General features: G+C 62.1%; 18 protein-coding genes and 1 tRNA gene. 12 read left to right on the top strand and 7 right to left on the bottom strand.

What is annotated here, in order from left to right:
* Window positions 1-28 precede the first annotated feature (28 nt).
* From GDJ93_RS07080 to aroF, 7 genes are read right to left on the bottom strand one after another with little or no spacing between them, the layout of a single operon-like run.
* Window positions 29-1,279 (bottom strand): shikimate kinase, encoded by a 1,251-nt coding sequence (locus GDJ93_RS07080; protein WP_152068254.1) that lies wholly within the window; start codon window positions 1,277-1,279, stop codon window positions 29-31.
* Window positions 1,280-2,425 (bottom strand): prephenate dehydratase, encoded by a 1,146-nt coding sequence (pheA, locus tag GDJ93_RS07075; RefSeq protein WP_152068253.1) that lies wholly within the window; start codon window positions 2,423-2,425, stop codon window positions 1,280-1,282.
* Between the two features lie 53 nt (window positions 2,426-2,478).
* Window positions 2,479-3,576 carry a chorismate synthase gene (gene aroC / locus GDJ93_RS07070; RefSeq protein ID WP_152068252.1) on the bottom strand — a complete coding sequence of 366 codons (1,098 nt, stop codon included), beginning with the start codon at window positions 3,574-3,576 and terminating at the stop codon, window positions 2,479-2,481.
* Between the two features lies 1 nt (window position 3,577).
* The gene (aroA, locus tag GDJ93_RS07065) at window positions 3,578-4,897 is read right to left on the bottom strand and encodes a 3-phosphoshikimate 1-carboxyvinyltransferase (RefSeq protein ID WP_152068251.1); all 1,320 of its coding nucleotides are present in this window, start codon (window positions 4,895-4,897) and stop codon (window positions 3,578-3,580) included.
* Window positions 4,891-5,997, bottom strand: a complete 1,107-nt coding sequence (gene aroB / locus GDJ93_RS07060) for a 3-dehydroquinate synthase (protein ID WP_152068250.1) — start codon at window positions 5,995-5,997, stop codon at window positions 4,891-4,893. The genes aroA and aroB overlap by 7 nt, the downstream gene beginning before the upstream one ends.
* 36 nt (window positions 5,998-6,033) lie before the next feature.
* On the bottom strand, window positions 6,034-6,948 hold the full coding sequence (locus GDJ93_RS07055; RefSeq protein ID WP_152068249.1) for a prephenate dehydrogenase: 915 nt from the start codon (window positions 6,946-6,948) through the stop codon (window positions 6,034-6,036).
* A 3-nt stretch (window positions 6,949-6,951) separates the two neighbouring features.
* On the bottom strand, window positions 6,952-7,974 hold the full coding sequence (aroF, locus tag GDJ93_RS07050; protein WP_022094767.1) for a 3-deoxy-7-phosphoheptulonate synthase: 1,023 nt from the start codon (window positions 7,972-7,974) through the stop codon (window positions 6,952-6,954).
* A 202-nt stretch (window positions 7,975-8,176) separates the two neighbouring features.
* Here aroF and GDJ93_RS07045 point away from each other — a divergent pair.
* The 12 genes from GDJ93_RS07045 to GDJ93_RS06995 all read left to right on the top strand — a co-directional run bounded on the left by GDJ93_RS07045 (window position 8,177) and on the right by GDJ93_RS06995 (window position 21,288).
* A tRNA-Arg gene (locus GDJ93_RS07045) sits at window positions 8,177-8,253 on the top strand.
* 76 nt (window positions 8,254-8,329) lie between these two features.
* On the top strand, window positions 8,330-10,741 hold the full coding sequence (locus GDJ93_RS07040) for an HAD-IC family P-type ATPase (RefSeq protein WP_226812523.1): 2,412 nt from the start codon (window positions 8,330-8,332) through the stop codon (window positions 10,739-10,741).
* On the top strand, window positions 10,687-11,052 hold the full coding sequence (locus GDJ93_RS10145; RefSeq protein WP_226812521.1) for a hypothetical protein: 366 nt from the start codon (window positions 10,687-10,689) through the stop codon (window positions 11,050-11,052). The genes GDJ93_RS07040 and GDJ93_RS10145 overlap by 55 nt, the downstream gene beginning before the upstream one ends.
* Before the next feature lie 103 nt (window positions 11,053-11,155).
* On the top strand, window positions 11,156-12,298 hold the full coding sequence (locus tag GDJ93_RS07035; RefSeq protein ID WP_193221479.1) for a zinc ribbon domain-containing protein: 1,143 nt from the start codon (window positions 11,156-11,158) through the stop codon (window positions 12,296-12,298).
* Window positions 12,299-12,405: 107 nt separating this feature from the next.
* On the top strand, window positions 12,406-12,948 hold the full coding sequence (locus GDJ93_RS07030) for a peptidylprolyl isomerase (protein WP_152068247.1): 543 nt from the start codon (window positions 12,406-12,408) through the stop codon (window positions 12,946-12,948).
* Between the two features lie 11 nt (window positions 12,949-12,959).
* Window positions 12,960-14,264, top strand: coding sequence for a tetratricopeptide repeat protein (locus GDJ93_RS07025; RefSeq protein WP_226812519.1), 1,305 nt, complete (start codon window positions 12,960-12,962; stop codon window positions 14,262-14,264).
* A gap of 127 nt (window positions 14,265-14,391) precedes the next feature.
* Window positions 14,392-15,423 carry a rod shape-determining protein gene (locus GDJ93_RS07020; protein ID WP_006236061.1) on the top strand — a complete coding sequence of 344 codons (1,032 nt, stop codon included), beginning with the start codon at window positions 14,392-14,394 and terminating at the stop codon, window positions 15,421-15,423.
* Between the two features lie 78 nt (window positions 15,424-15,501).
* Window positions 15,502-16,443, top strand: a complete 942-nt coding sequence (gene mreC / locus GDJ93_RS07015) for a rod shape-determining protein MreC (protein ID WP_152068269.1) — start codon at window positions 15,502-15,504, stop codon at window positions 16,441-16,443.
* Between the two features lie 11 nt (window positions 16,444-16,454).
* Complete coding sequence (locus tag GDJ93_RS07010; protein WP_118098724.1) at window positions 16,455-17,021, top strand: rod shape-determining protein MreD; 567 nt, start codon at window positions 16,455-16,457, stop codon at window positions 17,019-17,021.
* A gap of 13 nt (window positions 17,022-17,034) precedes the next feature.
* Entirely contained in the window at window positions 17,035-19,104 is a 2,070-nt protein-coding gene (mrdA, locus tag GDJ93_RS07005; protein WP_152068246.1) for a penicillin-binding protein 2, read from the top strand.
* A gap of 9 nt (window positions 19,105-19,113) precedes the next feature.
* Entirely contained in the window at window positions 19,114-20,340 is a 1,227-nt protein-coding gene (locus tag GDJ93_RS07000; RefSeq protein ID WP_152068245.1) for an FtsW/RodA/SpoVE family cell cycle protein, read from the top strand.
* 18 nt (window positions 20,341-20,358) lie between these two features.
* Window positions 20,359-21,288 carry a YcjF family protein gene (locus tag GDJ93_RS06995; RefSeq protein WP_006236071.1) on the top strand — a complete coding sequence of 310 codons (930 nt, stop codon included), beginning with the start codon at window positions 20,359-20,361 and terminating at the stop codon, window positions 21,286-21,288.
* Window positions 21,289-21,290: the final 2 nt, after the last annotated feature.

Raw genomic sequence — 21,290 nt, 5'->3', positions numbered from 1 at the left:
GAGCCTGTCCCCTTTGCGGTGGTTTTGGTTAGAGAGCGGGTGGGAGGGTGTCGAGGAGGGCTTGGGCGGTGTTGGCGGCGCAGTCGCGTGAGTCGATGATGTAGTCGGCCCAGGCGCGGTAGCGCGGCATGCGCTGTTCCGCCAGCTTATCGATGCCGTCGCGGGCGGTGATGGGGCGGTCCTTGTGGGCGAGTTCATCGAGCTTGCGGTTGAGCATCACGATTTGGCTGTTCTGGTGCAACAGCGGATAGTTCTCGTCACGCGTGACCACGCCGCCGCCGGTGGAGAGCACCAGGCCGCTACGCTTGGAGATGTCGGACAGCGCCGCCGTCTCCTGCTCGCGGAAGGCCGCCTCGCCGCGCTCGACGATATAGTCGGCACAGGGCATGTCGAGGCGTTCCTCGAGGGCGCGGTCCAGGTCGATGTGCTCTCGCCCCGTGCGCAGGGCAATCTGCTCACCCACGCGGGTCTTACCCGAACCCGGCATGCCGATCAGCGCGATGTTCTGTTCGCGGCGCGACAGGCGCTCCGTTACGTCCAGGATGCGCTTGCGCGGGGCGACTTGGCCGGTATAGCGCTCGACGGCCTGTGCCGCTTGGGCCACGAGCATCAGCAGACCGCCGATGCAAGGGATGCCGCGGCGCTCGGCCTCGAGCATCAGGCCCGTGCGGGCGGGGTTGTAGACAATGTCGATAACGCCTTCGAGCGCATCGAGCCCTTCGAGCGTGCAGGGCGCGTCGGGGCAGTGGGGGAACATGCCGGCGGGCGTGCAGTTGACGAGCAGCGCGGCATCGGATTGCTGCGCGATGTTGTCGTAGTTGACCTCGCTCGTGCGACCCACGGGTACAACGATGGCACCCAGGTCTCCCAGCACCATACTTGCCGTGGTGCCGGCGCCACCGGTGGCACCAAGCACGAGGACCTTTTTGCCGGCAACCTCTACGCCCAACTCCTCGACCAGGTACTGAAAACCAAAGTAGTCGGTGTTGTCGCCGCGCAGGCGGCCGTCGGGCAGGCGCGTGATGGTGTTGACGTTGCCCATACGCTCGGCGAGCGGACTCAGCTCGTCCAGGTACTCCATGACGGCGCGCTTGTAGGGGATGGTCACGTTGGTGCCCTCCCATTCGTCGCCCGTCATAAAGGCCGCGAGGTCCTCGGGCTCGCGCTCAAATCGCACGTACTCGAGCCCAGCGAGCTCCTTGTAGATGGTCGGGGTGTAGCTGTGGCCCAGCACGCGGCCCAGTACGCCGTAGGGGCGGGTTGCGGCGGTATCGGTCATCTAGAGCACCTCCGTGTAGCTGCCAAAGTAGGTGAAGCTCTCGCACACGTCGTCGATGGAATCGAGCAGGTCGTCGAGGGCCTTGCTGCCAAAGGGGCAGTCCAGGTCAAAGTAGAACATAAACTCAAAGTCGCGACCGGGGATGGGGCGGCTCTCCAGCTTGATGAGGTTGATGTTGAGCGCATAGAAGCGCTCGAGTACACGATAAAGGGCGCCCGGTTCGTTGGCCGTGGTGATCATGAGCGAGGTACGGTTGGCGCCGGGGTAGACGCGGGGCTCGCGGCTGATGACGACAAAGCGCGTGTAGTTGTTGTCGGAGTCCTGGATGTTGGGCTCCAGCACCTCCAGGCCATACAGCGTGGCACAGCTGCGCGAGGCGATGGCGGCGACGTCGGTGCGCTCGGAGTTGGCGACCATCTCGGCCGACATGGCCGTGTTTGGGTACTTGGTGGCGTGCAGGTCGTGGGACTCGATAAAGCCGGCACACTGGGCAATGGCTTGGCCGTGGCTGTAGACCTCGCGTATGTCCGCGAGCTTGGTGCCGGGCTTGACGAGCAGGTTGTGATCGATCTTGAGGCGCAGCGAGCGCACGATATGGAAGTCGAACTGGGCGAGCAGGTCGTAGACGGCGTTGACCGAGCCGGCGGTGGAGTTCTCGATGGGCAGCACGCCAAACTCGCAGAAGCCGTCGCGCACAGCGCGCATGACGCCCTCGAAGGTCTCGAAGAACGCAATATCCGGCACGTCGAAGAGCTTGCACGCGGCGATCTGGCTATAGGCACCTTCCACGCCCTGGCAGGCGACGCTGGCAGTCTGGGGGAAGGGCGTGTCGAAGGCTACGGCCGTGGCGTGGGCCTTTTGCGAGATCGTAATGCCCTTGAGCTCGTTGATGTAGCGCTGCTGCTCGGCCTTGCTCATGCTCATGAGGAGACGGAACAGGGTGATGGTCTGCGCCTCGTAGCGCTCGGGCGCGCGGCTGGCGAGGTTGTTGAGTTTTGAGCGCTCGCGGGCGGGGTCAAAGACGGCCTTGCCCATCTCGATCTTTGATTTGGCGACCTCGGTGGCAATGTCCATACGCTCGACAAAGCTGTTGAGCAGGGTGGTGTCGATGCCATCGATGGTCTGGCGAATATCGGCAAGGTCCATGGAGGCCCCTTTCACGTAATGACAGAGTTGACGGGCAACTCAGGTGAGTCGGGTTAGAGCTGGCCTGCGTCCTCGAGGAGGGCGTCCCAAATCGCGAGGGCAGCTGCTGCTTCGGCAACGGGGACGGCGCGCGGGACGATGCAGGGATCGTGACGGCCGTGGACCGAGAGCTCGGCATTTTCCATGGCGTCCATGTCTACGGTCTGCTGCTCGCGGCCAATCGAGGGCGTCGGCTTTACGGCCATGCGCCACATGACGGGCGCGCCGGTGGAGATGCCGCCCAGGATGCCTCCGGCGTTGTTGGATTCAACCTCGATCTCGCCTGACTCTGCATCGATGCGATACGGGTCGTTGTTCTCGCTGCCGCGCATGGCGGCTACGGCAAAGCCCATGCCAAACTCCACGCCCTTTACGGCGGGAATGCCAAACGCGATTTGCGCGATGCGGTTCTCGATGCCGTCGAACATGGGGTCGCCGATGCCCGCGGGAAGCCCGTAAATGCCGCACTCCACGATGCCGCCGATGCTGTCGAGTTCGTCGCGCGCGGCCAGGATCTCCTCGCGCATGCGGCCGGCTGCGGCGGCGTCAATGCACGGCAGATCGTTCGTAAGGATCGCCTTGCGGTCGGCCTCACGATAGACCATATCGTCCATCGGCAGGTCGGAGATGCCGCCGATCTGCGCGACGTGCGCCATGACCTGAATGCCGCGGGCCTCGAGCGCCTGCAGCGCGATCCCGCCGGCGATGCATAAGGGTGCCGTTAGGCGGCCGGAGAAGTGTCCGCCACCAGCGACATCGTGCATGTTGTGATACTTCACGCGCGCAGGGAAGTCCGCATGTCCGGGACGGGGCTTGCGGCGCAGTTCGGAATAGTCCTTGGAGCGCGTGTTGGTGTTCTCGATAATCGCGGCGATGGGCGCGCCGGTGGTATGTCCATCGACAACACCGGCGATGATGTGGGCGACGTCGGGCTCGCGGCGTTTGGTCGCGGTTTCGTCGCGACCGGGGGCGCGACGGTCGAGGAAGGCCTGCAGCTTCTCCTGGTCCACGGCGATGCCCGCCGGGATGCCATCGAGCGAGCAGCCGATAGCAGGGGAGTGCGACTGGCCGAAAATGCTCAGATGCAAAACGTTGCCAAAGGTCGAGGACATACTATTCCTCCTCGAGCGTGACCTTGCCACCCAGCAGGCGGTAGTGGTCGAAGAAATCGGGATAGGACTTGTTGACGGCCTCGGCGCCGTGGATCACGACCTCGCCGGTGGCACGGCTCGCGGCGATGGCGGCCATCATGGCGATGCGATGGTCGTTGTGCGAATCGACCTCACCGCCGGTGAAGGCATCGACGCCCTTGATGATGAGGTCGTCGCCGGCAATACGCACCTGCGCGCCCAGCGCGGTGAGCTCGCGGGTGGTGGTGGCCAGGCGGTCGGATTCCTTGATACGCAGACGGGCGCAATCGCGGATGAACGTGCGGCCCTGAGCCAGCGAGGCCACGGCCGAGATAACGGGCACCAGGTCGGGGATGTCGTGGGCGCTCATCTCAAAGCCGGCGAGCTTGTCGGACTGCACGGTGGCGGCGTTGGTGGAGCGCACGATGCGGGCGCCAAAGCGCGAAAGCGCGGCAAGCACGTTGCGGTCGCCCTGCGCGGAGCTCAGCGACACGCCCTCCACGGTGATGGGGTCGGTGCCGATGGCGCCGGCGCACAGCCAAAAGGCGGCGTTGGACCAGTCTCCCTCGACGGCTACGCTGCCGGGCGTACGGTACGATCCGCTGTTTACGCGGAAGTTCGTGACCTCGGGCTGGCCGTCCTTGGCGGGGATACGTTCGACGTTGACCTCGACACCAAAGGCCTTCATGGCCTGGATGGTCAGGTTGATATAGGGGCGGCTCTCGATGAGGCCGGTCACTTGCACACAGGAGGGCTGGGCCAGTAGCGGGGCCGCCAGCAGCAGGCCGGAGATATACTGCGAGCTCACGTTGCCCGGAAGCACAAAGGTGCCCGGGCGCATGCGGCCGCTCGTCTTGAGCGGAAAACCGCCCAGACCCTGTAGGTCGCAGCCGGCGGCGATAATCTCGTCCGAGAGCGGGGACAGCGGGCGGGCGCCTAAGCGTCCCTGACCCACAAAAGTTGCTTCTGCGCCCAGCGCGCAGGCGACGGGCAACATAAAGCGCAGCGTGGAGCCACTCTCGCCGCAGTCGAGCGTGCCGCCGGCTAGGGCCTTGAGCAGGCCAAATTCAATGCTCTTCATGGTGGGGTGGACCTGGAAGCCGTCCTCGGCGGTCTCGATGCGAGCACCCAGGGCCGTAAGGCAACGCACCGTAGCCTCGATGTCGGCGCAGGTGGTGTTACAGGCGACGTGCGTCTCGCCGTTGGCAAGCGCAGCGCAGATGATCAGGCGGTGCGCCATCGACTTGGACGCGATGGCGGGAACGGTGCCCTTAAGCGGGGACGGGGTGATGCGGGCTAGCATGCGGATGCGTCTCCCTTCTGGCCGAGGCCCTCGGCAATGAGTTCGTGGAAAGTGGAAAGCGGCGTGCGGTCGATGCTGCAGCGGCCAATGCCGTGCGGAATCACCAGGTCGATGGTGTCGCCCGCGCGCTTCTTGTCGTGGAGCGCCTCGGCAAAAACGGCATCGGCATCTAGGTCGCAGCGGGTCTTGAGGCCATGGCGGGCGCAGAGCTCCTCGATACGACCGGGCAGTGCAGCATCGCAAATGCCGTGCAGGGCCGCGGCGCGCGTGATGATGCCCATGCCGATCGACACGCAGTTGCCGTGTCCGAGCTCAAAGTGCTCGCAGGCCTCGACGGCGTGTCCGGCGCTGTGTCCAAAGTTGAGGAGCTTGCGCTGGTTGGTCTCGCGCTCGTCGGCAACGACCACGGCGCGCTTGATGTCGATATTGCGGGCGATGATGAGCGCTACGCGCGCCACATCGCGGTTGAGCAGCTCCAGCGTGAGCGGGGTCTTCTCCAGCTCGGCGAAAAGCTCCGGGTCGGCGATCACGGCGTGCTTGACGACCTCGCCGCAGCCGTCGGCGAACTGCTCGGGCGTGAGGGTGGCTAGGCACCCCACGTCGGCGATAACCACGCTCGGCTGCCAAAAGGCGCCGGCCAAGTTCTTGCCGGCAGCCAGGTCGATGGCGGTCTTGCCGCCCACCGACGAATCCACCATGGCGAGCAGGCTCGTCGGGATCTGCACAAACTTACAGCCGCGCATGTAGGTGGCGGCCACAAAGCCCGCCACGTCGCCCACGACGCCGCCGCCGAGTGCCACGATCACGTCGGAGCGCGAAAGCTCGTGCTCGGCCACAAACTCCAAAATGGCAACATAGGTTTCGGCGCGCTTATGGGCCTCGCCGGCCTCGAAGGTGCAGATGCTTACCTCGTAGCCAGACGCCTCCAGGCTCTGCTTAACGGGCATCTGGTAGAGCGGGCCCACGTTGGTGTCCGTTACGATGACGGCCTTGGCGCCGCCGGCAGTGGCGCGCACGAGCGGTCCCGCCTGCTCCAGCAAAAACGTGCCAACATGCACCTGGTAGGGGCGTGCAGTGTCGATATCGATGGCAATCGCCATAAGCTTCGGTCCTTTCGACCTGGCGTGATAGGTGGTCTAGTGGGAGGCCTCGTCGTCGAGTGCGCGCTTGATGCGGTCGCCCTCGGCAAGGAGATTCTCCAGATAGCGCTGGTCGCGGTTCTTGAGCGCACGGCTGTAGGCGCCAAGCGAGTCGATCAGGTGGTCGATCTCGAAGGCAAGCGCGTCGGCGTCGTCGATCATGAGCTCGGACCACATTTGCGGGTTGAGGTGCGCCACGCGGGTGAGATCGCGGTAGCTACCGGCCGAAAAACCGTGGTGGACCTGGGCGGTCGGGCTCTTTACGTAGGCGTTGGACACCACGTGCGCAAGTTGGCTCGTGAAGGCGATGACGCGGTCGTGCTCGGCGGCGCTGGTCACGCTGAACTTGCCAAAGCCCAAGGGGCGCACCATCTCGCGCACCTGCCCCAAGAGCTCCAGCTTAAGGGCATCGTCCACCGCGGGCGGAACGAGCACGAGCGGGGCGCCCTGGAACAGGTCGGCGCGGGAGTGCGCGTAGCCCGAGAACTGGGTGCCCGCCATGGGGTGCGCGCCCACAAAGTAAAAGCCGTGTTCGCGGGCAAGCTCAAAGGCGCGTTCGCACACGATGTCCTTGACGCCCACCGTGTCGATCACCACGGGGCCCATAATGGCCTCGGTGTCGGTGGCGTCGGCGAGCGCCTGGGCATGCGCCTCGAGCCACTCGATGCAGGCCTCGGGGTAGCAAGCCAGGACGATGATGTCGCATTCGCCGAGTGTCTTGTCGTTGAGCTCTCCGGCGACAGTGCCCATGCTGGCGGCCGTCATGACATCGTCATCGGGGTCCCAGGCCAGCACGCGGACGCCCGCCTGTGCATAGCCGCGGGCAAAGCTACCGCCGATGAGGCCAAGGCCGACGATGCCGGCGCACTTGGGGCCGCCCTGGTTAACGCGCGCGTTTCTCACCGTACCCATGGGCTACTCCATGGTCTCTTGGCAGACAACCTCGCGGATGGCTCGGATGCGGCGCATGGTGTCGTCGAACTGATCGGGGGTGAGGGCCTGGGCGCCGTCGGACCAGGCTCGGCTCGGCTCGTCGTGGACCTCGATCTCCAGGCCGTTGGCGCCGCAGGCGGTCGCGGCGAGCGCCATGGGCTCAACGTAGCGGGTGTAGCCGGTGGCGTGGCTGGGGTCGGCGACGACGGGCAGGTGCGACAGGTGGTGCAGCACCGGCACGGCGTTGAGGTCGAAGGTGTTGCGGGTGCGGGTCTCGAAGGTGCGGATGCCGCGCTCGCACAGGATAACGTTGTCGTTGCCCTCGCTCATGATGTACTCGGCAGCCATGAGCAGCTCGTCGATCGTGCCGGACATGCCGCGCTTGAGCAGAATCGGGGTCTGGGTCTTGCCGACCTCCTTGAGCAGGGGGAAGTTCTGGGCGTTGCGGGCGCCGATTTGCATGACGTCAATCTTCTTGTCAAGGAAGACCTGCACGTCGCGTGGGTCCATGATCTCGGTGACAATCGGCATGTCGAGCTCGGCAGACGCCTCGCACAGCAGGTCGAGGCCGGCGGGGCCCATGCCCTGGTAGGCGTAGGGGGAGGTGCGGGGCTTGTAGGCACCGCCGCGCAGCATCGTGGCGCCGGCGGCCTTCACGCGGCGTGCGATGCGAATGAGGTTCTCGCCCTCGACGGAGCAGGGGCCGGCGATGACTTGGAACTGGTCGCCGCCGATCTTGACGCCGTGACCGCAGTCGATGACGGAGTCCTCGGGGTGGAACTTACGGTTGGCACGCTTAAAAGGCTCGGAGACGCGCTGCACGCGCTCGACGACGTCCATGGACTCGAGCAGGAACGGGTCGATCTTGGTCGTATCGCCCACCAGGCCGATGATCGTCTCGTTCTCGCCGCGCGAGACATCGGTCTTCAGACCCTTTTTCTCAATCCAGCTGACGATATGGCTTACGGCCTCGTCGCTGGCGCTCTGCTTTAAAATTGCAATCATGGTGTGCCTCTCACCTCGATGGATAACTTTTGCAAAAACGGCCCGCATCGCGAGCCGTGTATATGGTGCATGTGAGTTTATACTATCTGACTCGCTTTTGCCTTCTAAAGTGGGCCGTTGCGCCTCGTCTCCCACGGAATTGCAAAGCTTTTTCTTTTCTTTTGTTAGCCCATGACGCACTTGGGTATAATGCCAGTCGTTCGCCCTATTAGCTCAGGGGATTAGAGCGTCTGCCTCCGGAGCAGAAGGTCGTTGGTTCGAATCCAACATGGGGCACCATCGAACGTAAGACCGTCCGAACCTCGCATGGTCCGGGCGGTTTTTCTTATACCGACGCGACGTGATGGGACGTGGTATGGCAGTAACGGATATCGAGCGCGGACTCTCGACCGCCGAGGTCGAGGAGCGCATCGCCGCCGGTAAGATCAACCGCAACATGGAGCTCAAGACCAAGTCGGTCAAAGAGCTCATCATCGAGAACCTCTGCACGCTGTTCAATTTGATCAACGTGATCTTGGCGTTCCTGGTCATTTTGACCGGTTCGTTTAAGAATCTGACGTTCCTGTTCGTGGTGTTCCTCAATACCGCTATTGGCGTCATTCAGTCCATGCGTTCCAAGAAGATGGTCGATAAGCTCACGCTGCTGACCTCCAAGAAGGCCATCGCGGTGCGCGACGGCGTCGAGGTGGAGCTCGACCTGGACCAGATCGTGCTCGACGATATCATTCGCCTGGGGCGCGGCGACCAGATTCCCGCTGACGCCGTGGTGGTCTCGGGCGAGGCACTCGTGAACGAGAGCCTGCTGACGGGCGAGAGCGACCTTATTAAGAAACAGCCTGGTTCCGAGCTCATGAGCGGCAGCTTTATCGACTCGGGCCTGCTGCGCGCCCGCGTGATTCATGTCGGCGCCGACAACTACGTGGCTAAAATTAATAACGAGGCCAAGTACGTCAAAAAGGTCAATTCCGAGATCATGAATGCGCTTAATGCCATCGGGCGCTTTGCGAGCATCATCATGATCCCGCTCGGTTTGGCGTTGTTTGCCTCGAGTGTGAGCGAGCTGTGGGATGCCGCGGGTACCCCGGGCGATAGCGCGCTTTCGTGGTGCTTCTCCGAGCTGTTGGCTGGTCATGTGCCTTCGTCGGCGCTGCTGTCTACGGTGGGCGCCCTGCTGGGCATGATCCCGCAAGGCCTGGTGCTGCTGACCTCGTCGGTGCTCGCCATCGCCACGGTGCGCCTGGCCCGCCGCAAGGTGCTGGCGCAGCAGCTCTACTGCATCGAGACGCTCGCGCGCGTCGACGTGCTGTGCCTGGACAAGACGGGCACCATCACGTCGGGTCGTATGGAGGTCGAGGGCACCTACCCGCTGCCTGTTGAGGGTGTTGGCTTTGGCGTGGACTCGGAGGAGGCGGCTGTTCCCGTCGATACCACAGTGCTCGATTTTGCGCTGGCTAACGTCGCGCGTGCGACTTCGGCCGATGCCAACGAGACCTGCCAGGCGCTGCTCAACTATTACGCCGATCGCCCGGTCGAGGTGTTTGAGCCGCTGTCGGTCATTCCGTTCTCGTCGTCTAAAAAATGGAGTGGCGCTTCTTTTGCGCAGGGCTCCTATGTGATGGGTGCCGCGCAGTTTGTGCTCTCTGATCGTGTGTTTTCGCAGGTCGAGAACCGTGTCGCCGAGCTTGCCGATACCTGCCGCGTGCTCGTGGTGGCGCGCGTGGACGGCTTTACACCCGATGGGGATATGGTGGGCGAGGCCGAGCCCGTGGGCTTTGTGACCATCCGCGACGAGATTCGTACCTCGGCGGCCGAGACCATCGGCTATTTTAACGAGCAGGGCGTGACCCTCAACGTGATCAGTGGTGACGACCCGCGTACGGTGTCGTCGATCGCGCGCGTGGTGGGCGTGCCAGGGGCGGACGCTTATGTGGACGCTACGACGCTCGATACGCCGGCCAAGCTCGATGCCGCAGTGGACCGCTACCATGTCTTTGGTCGTGTGACCCCGCAGCAGAAGCGCGAGCTCGTGCAGGCGCTCAAGCGCCGCGAGCACACCGTGGCCATGACGGGCGACGGCGTCAACGACGTGCTGGCGCTCAAGGAGGCCGACTGCTCCGTCGCCATGGCGGCCGGCTCCGATGCCGCGCGTAACGTGGCCGAGATCGTACTCGTCGACAACGACTTTGCCTCGATGCCCGCCGTGGTGGCCGAGGGCCGTCGCTCCATCAACAACCTGCAGCGTTCGGCCTCACTGTTCCTGACCAAGACGCTGTTCTCGATGGGCCTGGCGGCGCTGTGTATCGCGCTGCCGCCGTACCCCTTCGAGCCCATCCAGATGACGCTCATTAACTTCTTCTGCATCGGCGCGCCGGGCTTTGTGTTGGGCCTGGAGCCCAACAATGCTCGTGTGAAGGGTGCGTTTTTGAGCAACGTACTCAAGCGTGCACTGCCGGCGTCGATTGCGGTCATTTTGGCTGCGGCGCTCGATATCTTTGTGGCGCGCGTGTTTGGCTTTAGCCAGCTCACGATGTCTACGATGTGCCTGCTTACGTCGTGCGCGGCGAGCGTCAGCCTAATCTGGCGCATCTCGCAGCCTCTCACGCCCTTACGTGTGGTGCTCTTTGTGTTTGTAGTCGCCGGCATCCTGGTGGGCGTTATCGGATTCCCGGAGCTGCTGTCTATTGCCAACCTGTCGATGGCCAGATGGTTATCTTGGCTGTTATCGTGGTCTTTACCTGCTCGGTGTTCTTTAAGCTCGTCACGATGATGGATTCGCTCAAGCCGCGTCGTCGTCATGCCGCAACTGGTTTTGGCCGCGGTGTGCGCGTCCGCCTGGGTCGCGGTGGCGGCAAGGTGAGCTCGACGGGCTCGACGGCCGAACGTTTTGCCAAGCGCGTCGCCGCCGACATGGCGCAGCGCCGCGAAGATCGCACCGCTCGCGAGGCCGAGGCCCGCGCACTCGAGGGCGTGGCCCAGGCCCAGCCCAAGAAAAAGAAGAGTACCGGAGCTAAGCGCTCTCGTGTGACCAAGTCCGCCCAAGGCATCAAAGTCTCGATGCCAAGCAAAAAGAAGAAGTAGCTACGCGCCCTGGCGATGTTGAATTGGTGCCTTGTTCCTGTGGTGCCGTGGCGATGTTATGCTCTAACCTCGATTGTTTGAATTGCTTCGAAAAGAGGATGCCGTGATCTGCCCGCATTGCCTTAAGACTATCGAGGACGGCGCCTCGTTTTGCCCCTACTGCAACGCCTATGTGGGTCCGGGCGATGGTCCCGAGCACACCGAGTTCGTGTTCTGTGAGGGCTGCGGTGCCCGTCTTTCTCCGCATGATCGTACGTGCCCCAAATGCGGGCGCCCCGCTCCGGGTATCCTCTCTGAGGACGCGGCCGCATCCGACCTGGCAGCGGGCCGCACTGCGGGCTTTCCGCGCCTAACGCAAGAGCAGATCGATACCGAGGTGCCGCATGCGCCAGCCTCTGCCGCTGCGGTGCTCTCAGACGCCGCCGACCCCAATGAGACCTGCGTGCTGCCGGCTTTCGATAAGGATTTCGGTATCCCCAAGGTCGATATTCCCACGCCCGTTTCCCTGCATGACGATGCTCAAAAACCCAAGCGCAAGGTGCATCCCGACGAGGACGCCTATCACAAGCACAAGCGTCATATCCCCAAGCCGCTCATCGTCATCGCGGTCCTTGCCGTCGTTTGCGGCGGTGCCTATTGGTTCGTGACGGCCGATCCCATGGGTGTCATGCCTGGCTTCTATGACCAGTTTGGCCAGGCCGCGCAGACGACCTTCCCCACGCGCCAAAAGGGCGAGGCGACTGAGGACGATACCAAGCAAGACGATTCTGCCGAGGTGGTCCAGGAAGAAACCGTGCTCACCGATGATCAGCTCTATACCAGGCTCGACGGTCTGTATCAGACCATTGTGTCCTACGGTGACGAGGACCAGATCGGCGAGGTCATCGATTCCTTTAACAACGGCTATCTCCGAACGCCGCTGTCCACCCGTCAGGAGCTGTCGCAGAGTGCCTACGCCCTGCGCGACCAGATCAAAAAGACGCAAGATGAGCTCAACAACCTTAAGTATCAGGACGATACGGTCTATGCGGACGACATCGCCCACTTAAAGCAACTTGCCGAGTGGATGTATGAGCGCGTCAACGTGATCTGCCAGAGCTGGGATATCTCGCTGGCCATTCCCGATGGCGAGTCGATGAGTTCTCACCAAAGCGAGATCCTGGCGCCCATCGCTCAGAGTGGCAACAGCGCGCTTAATCAGTACGACGCCAACGTGGGCTCCTGGAAGCCGCAGCAGCGTTCCTAAAATTAGTTCGCCATAGTCGGCATAACCTACGTGCGCAATTGATGTAAGCGCATGCTTATTGCTACAATTCGTACAAATATGCTTTAAACGCACGAGGAAGGAACCACATGTTTGGTTTTAAGAAAGAGCTCTACACGCCCGAGTATCAGCTTGCCGGCGACGAGTGCGCCGTTATCGAGACGTCGAAGGGTACCATCAAGGTCAAGTTTGACGGCGAGGGCGCTCCCATTCATGTCGCGAACTTCTGCGAGCTTTCCACGATGGGTTTCTATGATGGCCTTAAGTTCCATCGCTATGTGCCCGGCTTTGTCATTCAGGGCGGCGACCCCAATACCCGCGATATGTCCGGCGCCGACGTCGCTGCCGGTCTTGAGGGCCCCGACGGCATGCCCGGTACCGGTGGCCCCGGCTACTGCATCAAGGGCGAGTTTGCCACCAATCCGCGCAACAGCCATGTCGATGGCGCCCTTGCCATGGCACGCTCCATGGATCCCGATTCCGCGGGTTCCCAGTTCTACTTCTGCCTGGGCGCCCAGCATAACCTCGATTCCGGTTACACCGTCTTTGGTACCACGGTCGAGGGTCTCGATGTGATTTCGCGGCTGCGTGCCGGCGACGAGATCGTCCATGTCGAGATCGTTCACGAGTAAAGGGGACTTCCTTGAATAGCCAGCTGATCCAACAGGGCCGCGCCGCTTACCGCGCGGGTGATTTTTCCGCTGCAGCCCAGATGCTTGGGGCGGCAAAGACTCCCGATGAGATTATGGGCGAGGCCGATCACCTTCGTGGCAACGCCTTGATGCACCTGGGCATGTATGCCGAGGCCGCCGAGGCCTATGCCGCCGCCCTCAACGACGGCACCTACGGCAAGCGCGGCGCGCTGCTCACCAACCGCGGCAAGGCGCTCGCCGCCGTGGGCGACTACACGACGGCCGCTCAGGCGTTCTCTGCCGCTACGCAGGATGCTTCCTATGTTACGCCGTTCAAGGCCTATCTGGGCCTGGGCAATGCGCTGTTCCAGTCGGGCGACTATGCCAACGCGGGAACCGCCTTCCGTCAGGCCGCCATCGACGGCGCCAATCCGGCTCCTGCCGCCGCACTCGGCGAGCTCGGTCGTTGCTTCATTAAGCTCGGCCGTCCGGCGGATGCCGTGGAGACCTACCGTACGGCTATCGACTTTGCCGGTCCCCGTGACGACACGCGCGCGCTCAACGCCGGCATGGGTCAGGCGCTTTCTGCCGCCGGCCGTCCCTCCGACGCACTCGACGCCTTTAACGCCGCTACTGCCGATGGCATCTACCAGCTCACCTCTGAGCAGGCCGATGAGCTTGCCCGCGTGCACGATTCGCTTGCCGCGCTGTCTGCCCAGACGGCTATGGCCACGGCTCCGGCGCCCGCGATGGACACTCCCGCAGTCGATCCGCTCGATCCTACGGGCGCGACCGGTCAGTTTATGCCCGATCCCTCGGACACCGGCTTCTTTACACTGTCCGAGTCCGAGATGGTCCAGCAGGACCGTCAGGATCGTAAGCAGGCCAAGGTCCGTCGTCGCCATCGCCACACGGGTCTCAAAGTCTTCATTGTGCTGCTTCTGCTCATTTTGATCGCCGCGGGCGGTCTGGGCTTTGCCTACACGCGCGGCTTTGGCTTCCCGTCTCAGGAGTCTGTCGTTACCGATCTGTTCCAGGCTGCCGGCGACGGTGACACGGCAAAGGCCGAGTCTTGCCTGGCCTCGAGCCTGTCCGAGGACGTTAAGTCGATGATCATCTCCTCGATTCCGCAGGGTGCCACCGTGTCCGTCGAGGGCATGGATCAGTCCATGACCGAGACGACCGCCAAGGTTAAGGCATCGCTGTCCAAGGGCGGCGAGCAGGAGTACACCGTCAAATTCGTGCGCTCCGACAACCATATCGGCTGGGCCGTTTCCTCGCTCGATATGGATTTCTCGGCTGCTGACAACCAGTAGTGACCTTATGGGATTTAGCTTTGCCCGGCGCTTCACCGCAAGTGAGGTGCCGGGCTTGCGCTAGTATCATGAGCTAGTAGTTTTCCAGCAATCATCCAACACATCAGGAGTTGCGTTGTTTTCTTTGATGGATATGTTCTTCGGTAGCTATGCGGGCGATCTTGCCATCGACCTCGGTACCGCAAATACGCTTGTCTCCGTGCGCGGCAAGGGCATCGTCATTCGCGAGCCCTCTGTTGTCGCCATCGACAAGAACGACGAGCGCATCCTGGCGGTCGGTATCGAGGCAAAGCGCATGCTCGGCCGTACGCCCGGCAACATCGTGGCCGTTCGTCCCCTGAAGGACGGCGTCATCGCCGACTTCGATGTTACCGAGGCCATGCTTCGCTACTTTATCGACAAGGCTTCCGAGAAGCGCTATCCGTGGACCCCGCGTCCGCGCGTTGTCGTCTGCGTTCCCTCCGGCGTCACGTCGGTCGAGAAGCGTGCCGTATTTGAGGCCACGATCCAGGCCGGCGCTCGCCAGGCCTACCTGATCGAGGAGCCCATGGCTGCCGCTATCGGCGCCGACCTGCCCGTCGAGGAGCCCACCGGTTCCATGGTCATCGACATCGGTGGCGGTACCACCGAGGTCGCCGTTATCGCTATGGGCGGTATCGTCGTCTCGCAGTCCATCCGTATTGCCGGTGACGAGTTCGATCAGGCCATCCTCACGCACGTTCGCGATGCCTACAACCTGGCCATCGGCGAGCGTACGGCAGAGGACATCAAGATCAAGGTCGGCTCCGCTGTGCCGCTCAAGGACGAGCTCGATGTCGAGGTCAACGGCCGCGACGTGATCACCGGTCTGCCCAAGACCGTGCGCATCGAGAGCGAGGAGATTCGTCGCGCGCTCAACAAGCCGCTCGACGAGATGGCCAAGGCCGTTAAAGACGCCCTCGATGCTACGCCGCCCGATCTTGCCTCTGACCTTATGTACTATGGCATATTGCTGACCGGTGGCGGTGCGCTGCTGCGCGGTCTCGACGTGCGCCTGCGCGATGAGACCGGTGTTTCGGTCAACGTCAGCCCTACGGCGCTCGATAACGTCGTTAACGGCTGTGCCCGCGTGCTCGAGGCCAATGCGTTTGATGGCGGCTTCGTCCAGACCAATGCTTAATTTCCAAAAGGTGGATTCCATTTGGCACGATCTTCGGGTTTCTCCACAAATCTGAATACCAAGCGACAATCAACGGGTATGCGCCCGTTGATTGTTTTCAGCCTGATTTCGGTGTTGCTGCTCACGTTTTACATCCGCGAGGGCGAGGCAGGACCGATTCATGCCGTGCGTTCGGGCGTAACGACGATTACCTCGCCGGTGCGCTTTGTGGGCTCGGCTGTGGCGGCTCCCTTCAATGCGATCGGCAACGTGTTCTCTAACCTTACGGCTTCGCAGGACACGCTCGACGAGTTCAAGAAGCAAAACGAGGAACTGACCTCTAAGGTTGCTGAGCTCTCCGAGGCTCAAAAGACCGCTGAGCGTCTGGAGGGGCTGGTCGGCCTGCAGTCGACCTACAACCTCAAATCGACCGCAGCTCGTATCGTTGGTGCCTCGGGTGATGCCTGGACCTCGACCGTCACGATTGATAAGGGTTCTGCCGACGGGCTTACCATCAACATGCCTGTGACGAGTTCGGCCGGTGTTATCGGCCAGATCATCGAAGTCTCGGCCAAAACGTCCACCGTGCGCCTGATTGGCGACGAGAACTCCGGCGTATCCGCCATGGTGCAGGACACGCGCGCCCAGGGCATGCTGCAGGGTCAGGCTGACGGCACGCTGCGTCTTGAGTACGTGAGCGTCGACTCCGATGTTAAGGTTGGCGACATCATCGTGACCTCGGGCATCGGTGGCGTGTTCCCCAAGGGCCTTCCGCTCGGCACCATCTCGTCGGTTGAGAAATCGGCAAACGACGTGTACTACACCATTGTGGTGCGCGCTCAGACCACGGCCGAGAACAACGAGGAAGTGCTGGTCATTACCTCGCTGACCGACGAACAGTCGGCCTCGGATGAGGACGTGAGCACGGCCAACAGCACGCCGCAGGGAACGTCGCGCGATGCTGCAACCAAGACGAAGGACGAGGGCTCGGATGACAGTTCCGACACGTCCGAGACGGCCGATTCCGGCTCGAGCGAATAGGGGGCATGTCCATGGATCTACACGAGCAGGGGATGAGCTCCCGCACGTTTGTGATCGCCGCCATTGTGTGCGTGCTGCTGCAGGCAGGCCTGGCACCGCAGATCTCCATTGCGGGCGGTCGTGTCAACTTCATGATTATCCTGGTGTGCCTAAGCGTGTTCTCGGGCGACCCGACCCGTGCCGTCGTGTGCGGTTTTTGCAGCGGCTTGTTCTATGACCTGTCCGCTGCCGTGCCGGTGGGCGTTATGTCGCTCCTGCTGACCGTGGGTTCTTTTGCCCTGGTGCACAGCGCCGTCGGTCAGACGGGCGGTACCCCGAGTGCGCGCGGCGTCACTGTGGGCGCCTTTGCGCTCGTCATTAATGTGATCTACAGCATCATCTTGCTGTTTATGGGTTTGGAGACGAGCTTTGTCGTGGCGATCTTCGGCCATGCGCTGCCGTCCTCGATCCTGACGGGTCTGGTTGCCATTCCGTTTTTGATGTCCGGCGTCGTGCCGCAGTCCGGCTATGGATTCTCCGCACGTGGCGGACGCCAGGCGGGTATGCGCTTTAAGCCCAAGACCCGCAAGCTCAAATAGGGGAGGCCCGTAGATGTCTTCCCAGTTGACGGTTATTATCGCCGGTATCGTGCTGGTTGTGGCCATCGTGGTCGCGCTGGTCATCATGCGTCGCGGCGATTCCCGTTTTACCTACGATACGCAGCATGGAACGGCCCCGCGCGCCACCGAGGGCGAGGGCAATACCGCGGCGACCGCCTTTAAGGGCCGTTTTTCCATCCTCACCACGGGTGTGGGCGCGATGTTTGCGGCGCTTGCCGTCAAGCTGTGGGGCATGCAGATGGTCTCGTCGGACTATTACGAGAAGCAGGCCAATAGTAATCAGACTCGCACCGTTACCACACCCGCTGTGCGCGGCCGCATCCTCGACCGCAATGGCGTGGCGCTTGTCCAGAACCGTCCCTCACTTGCTGTCGTGGCCTACCGCGACCTTGCCGAGGATGAGGTTCTGGTTCGCCATCTTGCCAACGTGCTTGGAATGCCTTATGTGGCGGTCCTTCGCAATATTCAGGACAATACAGAGGGCGCTCAGAGCCTGCATACCATCGCGACGGACGTCCGTCGCTCCACGGTTGCCTATATCAAGGAACACGCCGGCGAGTTCCCGGGCGTCAAGATTGCCGAGCGTACCGAACGCCAGTATCCATACGGCGAGACGGCATGCCATATCTTGGGCTATACCGGCACCATTACCTCCGAGCAGCTCGAGGCCCAGAATAAGAAAACCTCTGGCGATGATGATGCTTCTGCTGGCAAGATTACGTACCAGTCGGGCGATATCGTGGGCCAGGCGGGCGTTGAGAGCTACTACGAAAACCTGCTGCAAGGTATTCGTGGCGAGCAGACCGTCAAGGTCGATGCCTCGGGCAATGTGACCGGTCAGGCCGGCGCCGTGCCCGCGAAGGCCGGCTCCGACATTAAGCTCACGCTCGACCTTAAGATCCAACAGGCCTGTGAGACGGCACTGGCGAGCGCTATCGAGCTTGCCAAGACCACTGGCTACAGCAATGCCGGCAACGGCGCTGTGGTGTGTCTCGATCCCAACAATGGCGAGATCCTGGGCATGGCGAGCCAGCCCAAGTTCGATCCGTCCGTCTTTATCGGCGGCGTCTCAAATGACGTGTGGACCGAGCTCAATGATGACAAGGGTTCGCACCCGCTGCTCAACCGCGCCATTAGCGGACAGTACATGTCGGCCTCGACCATTAAGCCGCTCTCGGCGCTGGCCGGTCTTGAGTTTGGAACCTACACTTCAACGCAGACAACCAACTGCACGGGCTATTGGACGGGCCTGGGCAAGGCTTGGGGCAAGCGCTGCTGGCTGACGTCTGGCCACGGCACCATGACGCTGCAGTCGGGTATCGCCAACTCGTGCGATCCTGTCTTCTACGACATGGGCAAGGCGTTCTTTTATGACGAGCAACATCCCGAGGGCCTGCAGGAGGTCTTTCGTCGCTGGGGTCTAGGCAAAACCTGCGGTATCGATCTGCCGAGTGAGGGCGCGGGTCGTATTCCCGATGCCGAGTGGAAAGAGTCGTACTTCACCGACGCCTCTGCCGAGGACCGCAAGTGGAATGCCGGCGATATGACCAACATTGCCATCGGTCAGGGCGACATTCTGGTGACGCCCCTGCAGATGGCGTGTGCCTATATGGGTCTTGCCAACGGCGGCAAACAGTACGTGCCTCACGTGTTTTTGTCTGCCGTGTCGCGCGATGGCGACGGCGATGCCTATAAGTACAACGGCAAGGGCAAGAAGAAGCGCCTGGAGGCCAAGATCAACAGCGATTCGGATTTGGCTCTTGTTCGCAACGGCATGCACGACGTGATTTACACGGCATCGACGTCCCTGGCGGCTCACTTTGGCACCCTGACGCCGCAGGTATACGGCAAGTCGGGCACGGGCGAGAAAAGCGGCGAGGACGAATACGCGTGGTTCTGCGCCTATGCACCGGCCGATGATCCCAAGTATGTCATCGCTACTGTACTGGAGCAGGGCGGCGGCGGCTCAGATACCGCGATGCATGTCGTGCGCGACGTGCTCGGCGTGATTTATGACGAGCCCGATACCTCTTCGGCCTCGGGCGATTCTTCGGTTCGATAGGAGGTTGCGATGGATTTTTCTCCGGCGGATCTGTTCCGTTCAACCAAGACCGGCTCTCGCAGCAGCCTGGACCGTGTCAACAAGCAACTTTCGGCCTCGCGCGGCACGTTTCGCCAAAAGGTGCATATCGGTGTGCTCGTGGCTACTGTGGCCCTCGTCGCCTACGGTGCCATCATTATCTGGTCGGCTTCGCAGTTTAAGGCCGATGCTTCGTTCTCACGCCATCTGCTGGGAATTGGAATCGGTACGGTGCTGGCGGTGCTGGTCTGGCGTACCGACCTGCGCGGTATTTCCAATTTCTCGACGGCGTTGCTCGTCATCGACCTGATCGTGATCCTCTCGCCCAAGATTCCGGGTCTGTCCTATACAGGCGGTCTGGGCATGACGGGCTGGATCAAGATTCCCGGTATCGGCTTGACATTCCAGCCGGTTGAGCTTGCCAAGCTCATCACCATCTTCTTTATTGCTACGCTTGGCTCGCAGTATAACGGTCGCATCGATACCGTTCGTGACTACGTCAAGCTCTGCGGCATGCTGTCCATTCCGTTTTTGGCCGTCGTTGCCATGGGCGACCTGGGCTCGGGTCTGGTCGTGCTGGTTTCGGGCGCCATCGTCATTTGTATGAGCGGTGCACGCCGCGAATGGGTGCTGTCGACCTTGGCCCTGCTCGTGGGCCTGGTGGCCCTCGTCCTGGCGCTCGATTCGGTCTTTGATTCGTTGCTCGGCCACGATGTGCTCATCAAGCAGTATCAGATGAACCGTCTGACGGTCTTTATCGACCCCGATAATGCCGATTCGGACGATGCCTACAACCTGCAGCAGTCGCTTATCGCCGTTGGCTCGGGCGGCTTCTTTGGTAAGGGCCTGGGGCATGCGACGCAGTCGGCCGGCGGCTTTCTGCCTGAGTTCCACACCGACTTCGTCTTCGCCTTCCTGTCCGAGACCTTTGGCTTTTGCGGTTCCTTTTTGCTCCTGTGCCTCTACGTGCTGCTGATCTTTTCGACGATTCGCGTCGCCTTTAAGTGTGAGTCGCTGTTCCTGCGTCTGTCGTGCGTAGGTATCGTCGGCATGTGGGCATTCCAGACCTTCGAGAACATCGGCATGTGCATCGGCATGATGCCGATTACCGGTATTCCGCTACCGTTTATTAGCTTTGGTTCGTCTTCGATGATGATCCAGCTGCTGACGGTGGGTATCGTACAATCCATATGGCGGCATCGTTCGGGCGCCGCGTAACCGCTGGAGGGGTTTGCTATGAAAATTCCCGTAGATAAGCTGACCCGCGCTTTTAAGATGGGCGCGTCCGTTAAGAAGGATTCCGATACGCCGGTGCGCGTCTCGGTCTATCTGGATTCGTCCGCCTCGCGCTTTCTGGCCGAGACGGTGCGTGACGCCTTTGTGCCGCAGACGACCTCGGGCATTGTGCGCGTCGAGCGTCTGGGGGAGGAGCGAATTGCTCCAAAGACCGATACCGATGTGGTGCTGGTGCTCTCGTGTGGTTCCGACCGCTTGGAGAGTGCCGTGCAGGAGCTCGTGATCGCCGGCGCGCCCGTGTGCGTGCTTGCCGAGTCTGCTGTGGAGGTGCCGTTTATCGAGGAGTCCACGCCCATGCTCGGTGTGGTGGCGGCAACCGATAAGACGTATCTGCTCGAGACGCTTGCCCGCTGGATTCTCGATCGCACCGACAAGGAAACGGCTTTTGCGGCGAACTTTGCCTTCATGCGCATCGCGGCGGCCAATCGTATCATCACCTCGTGTGCGCTCACCAATATGGCGACCGGGGCTTTGGTGTTTTTGCCGGGCGCCGATTATCCCGTTATGGCGCTGGCGCAGGTGGGCATGCTCTTTGAGCTCGCTGCCGTCTTTGGACGCGGCATTAAGCCTGAGCGCGGCTACGAGGTCGCCGGCGTGCTTGCCGGCGGTCTTGTGATCCGCGCGGTCACCCGCGCGCTCGTCAAGCAGACGCCGCATATTGGGTTTGCCGTCAAGGCGCTCACTGCTGCCGCGGGCACCTATGGCATGGGCCGTGCGCTCGTTTCGCTCTACGAGCGCGATGTCGACTACAGCCGTGCCAACGAGGTGGTCACTGCCACGTTCTCCCGCGTTCGCGATCTGGTGACCACGGTCGCGGGCGCTACCCGTCCTATGGCGTCCTATCAGGACGCATCAGATCTCGCTGCTTAGGG

The sequence above is a fragment of the Collinsella aerofaciens genome (genome assembly GCF_902501475.1).
Classification (GTDB): Bacteria; Actinomycetota; Coriobacteriia; order Coriobacteriales; family Coriobacteriaceae; genus Collinsella; species Collinsella aerofaciens_AL.
This window is presented reverse-complemented; position numbering and strand designations above follow the sequence as displayed.

Excerpts from the sequence above, each read along its gene's own strand:
- aroA (WP_152068251.1), bottom strand. The coding sequence starts at position 4,897 with ATGCTAGCCCGCATCACCCCGTCCCCGCTTAAGGGCACCGTTCCCGCC.
- aroF (WP_022094767.1), bottom strand. The coding sequence starts at position 7,974 with ATGATTGCAATTTTAAAGCAGAGCGCCAGCGACGAGGCCGTAAGCCAT.
- aroC (WP_152068252.1), bottom strand. The coding sequence starts at position 3,576 with ATGTCCTCGACCTTTGGCAACGTTTTGCATCTGAGCATTTTCGGCCAG.
- GDJ93_RS07000 (WP_152068245.1), top strand. The coding sequence starts at position 19,114 with ATGGATTTTTCTCCGGCGGATCTGTTCCGTTCAACCAAGACCGGCTCT.
- pheA (WP_152068253.1), bottom strand. The coding sequence starts at position 2,425 with ATGGACCTTGCCGATATTCGCCAGACCATCGATGGCATCGACACCACC.
- GDJ93_RS07010 (WP_118098724.1), top strand. The coding sequence starts at position 16,455 with ATGGATCTACACGAGCAGGGGATGAGCTCCCGCACGTTTGTGATCGCC.
- GDJ93_RS07040 (WP_226812523.1), top strand. The coding sequence starts at position 8,330 with ATGGCAGTAACGGATATCGAGCGCGGACTCTCGACCGCCGAGGTCGAG.
- GDJ93_RS06995 (WP_006236071.1), top strand. The coding sequence starts at position 20,359 with ATGAAAATTCCCGTAGATAAGCTGACCCGCGCTTTTAAGATGGGCGCG.
- mrdA (WP_152068246.1), top strand. The coding sequence starts at position 17,035 with ATGTCTTCCCAGTTGACGGTTATTATCGCCGGTATCGTGCTGGTTGTG.
- GDJ93_RS07030 (WP_152068247.1), top strand. The coding sequence starts at position 12,406 with ATGTTTGGTTTTAAGAAAGAGCTCTACACGCCCGAGTATCAGCTTGCC.
- GDJ93_RS07020 (WP_006236061.1), top strand. The coding sequence starts at position 14,392 with ATGGATATGTTCTTCGGTAGCTATGCGGGCGATCTTGCCATCGACCTC.
- GDJ93_RS07080 (WP_152068254.1), bottom strand. The coding sequence starts at position 1,279 with ATGACCGATACCGCCGCAACCCGCCCCTACGGCGTACTGGGCCGCGTG.
- mreC (WP_152068269.1), top strand. The coding sequence starts at position 15,502 with ATGCGCCCGTTGATTGTTTTCAGCCTGATTTCGGTGTTGCTGCTCACG.
- GDJ93_RS07055 (WP_152068249.1), bottom strand. The coding sequence starts at position 6,948 with ATGGGTACGGTGAGAAACGCGCGCGTTAACCAGGGCGGCCCCAAGTGC.
- aroB (WP_152068250.1), bottom strand. The coding sequence starts at position 5,997 with ATGGCGATTGCCATCGATATCGACACTGCACGCCCCTACCAGGTGCAT.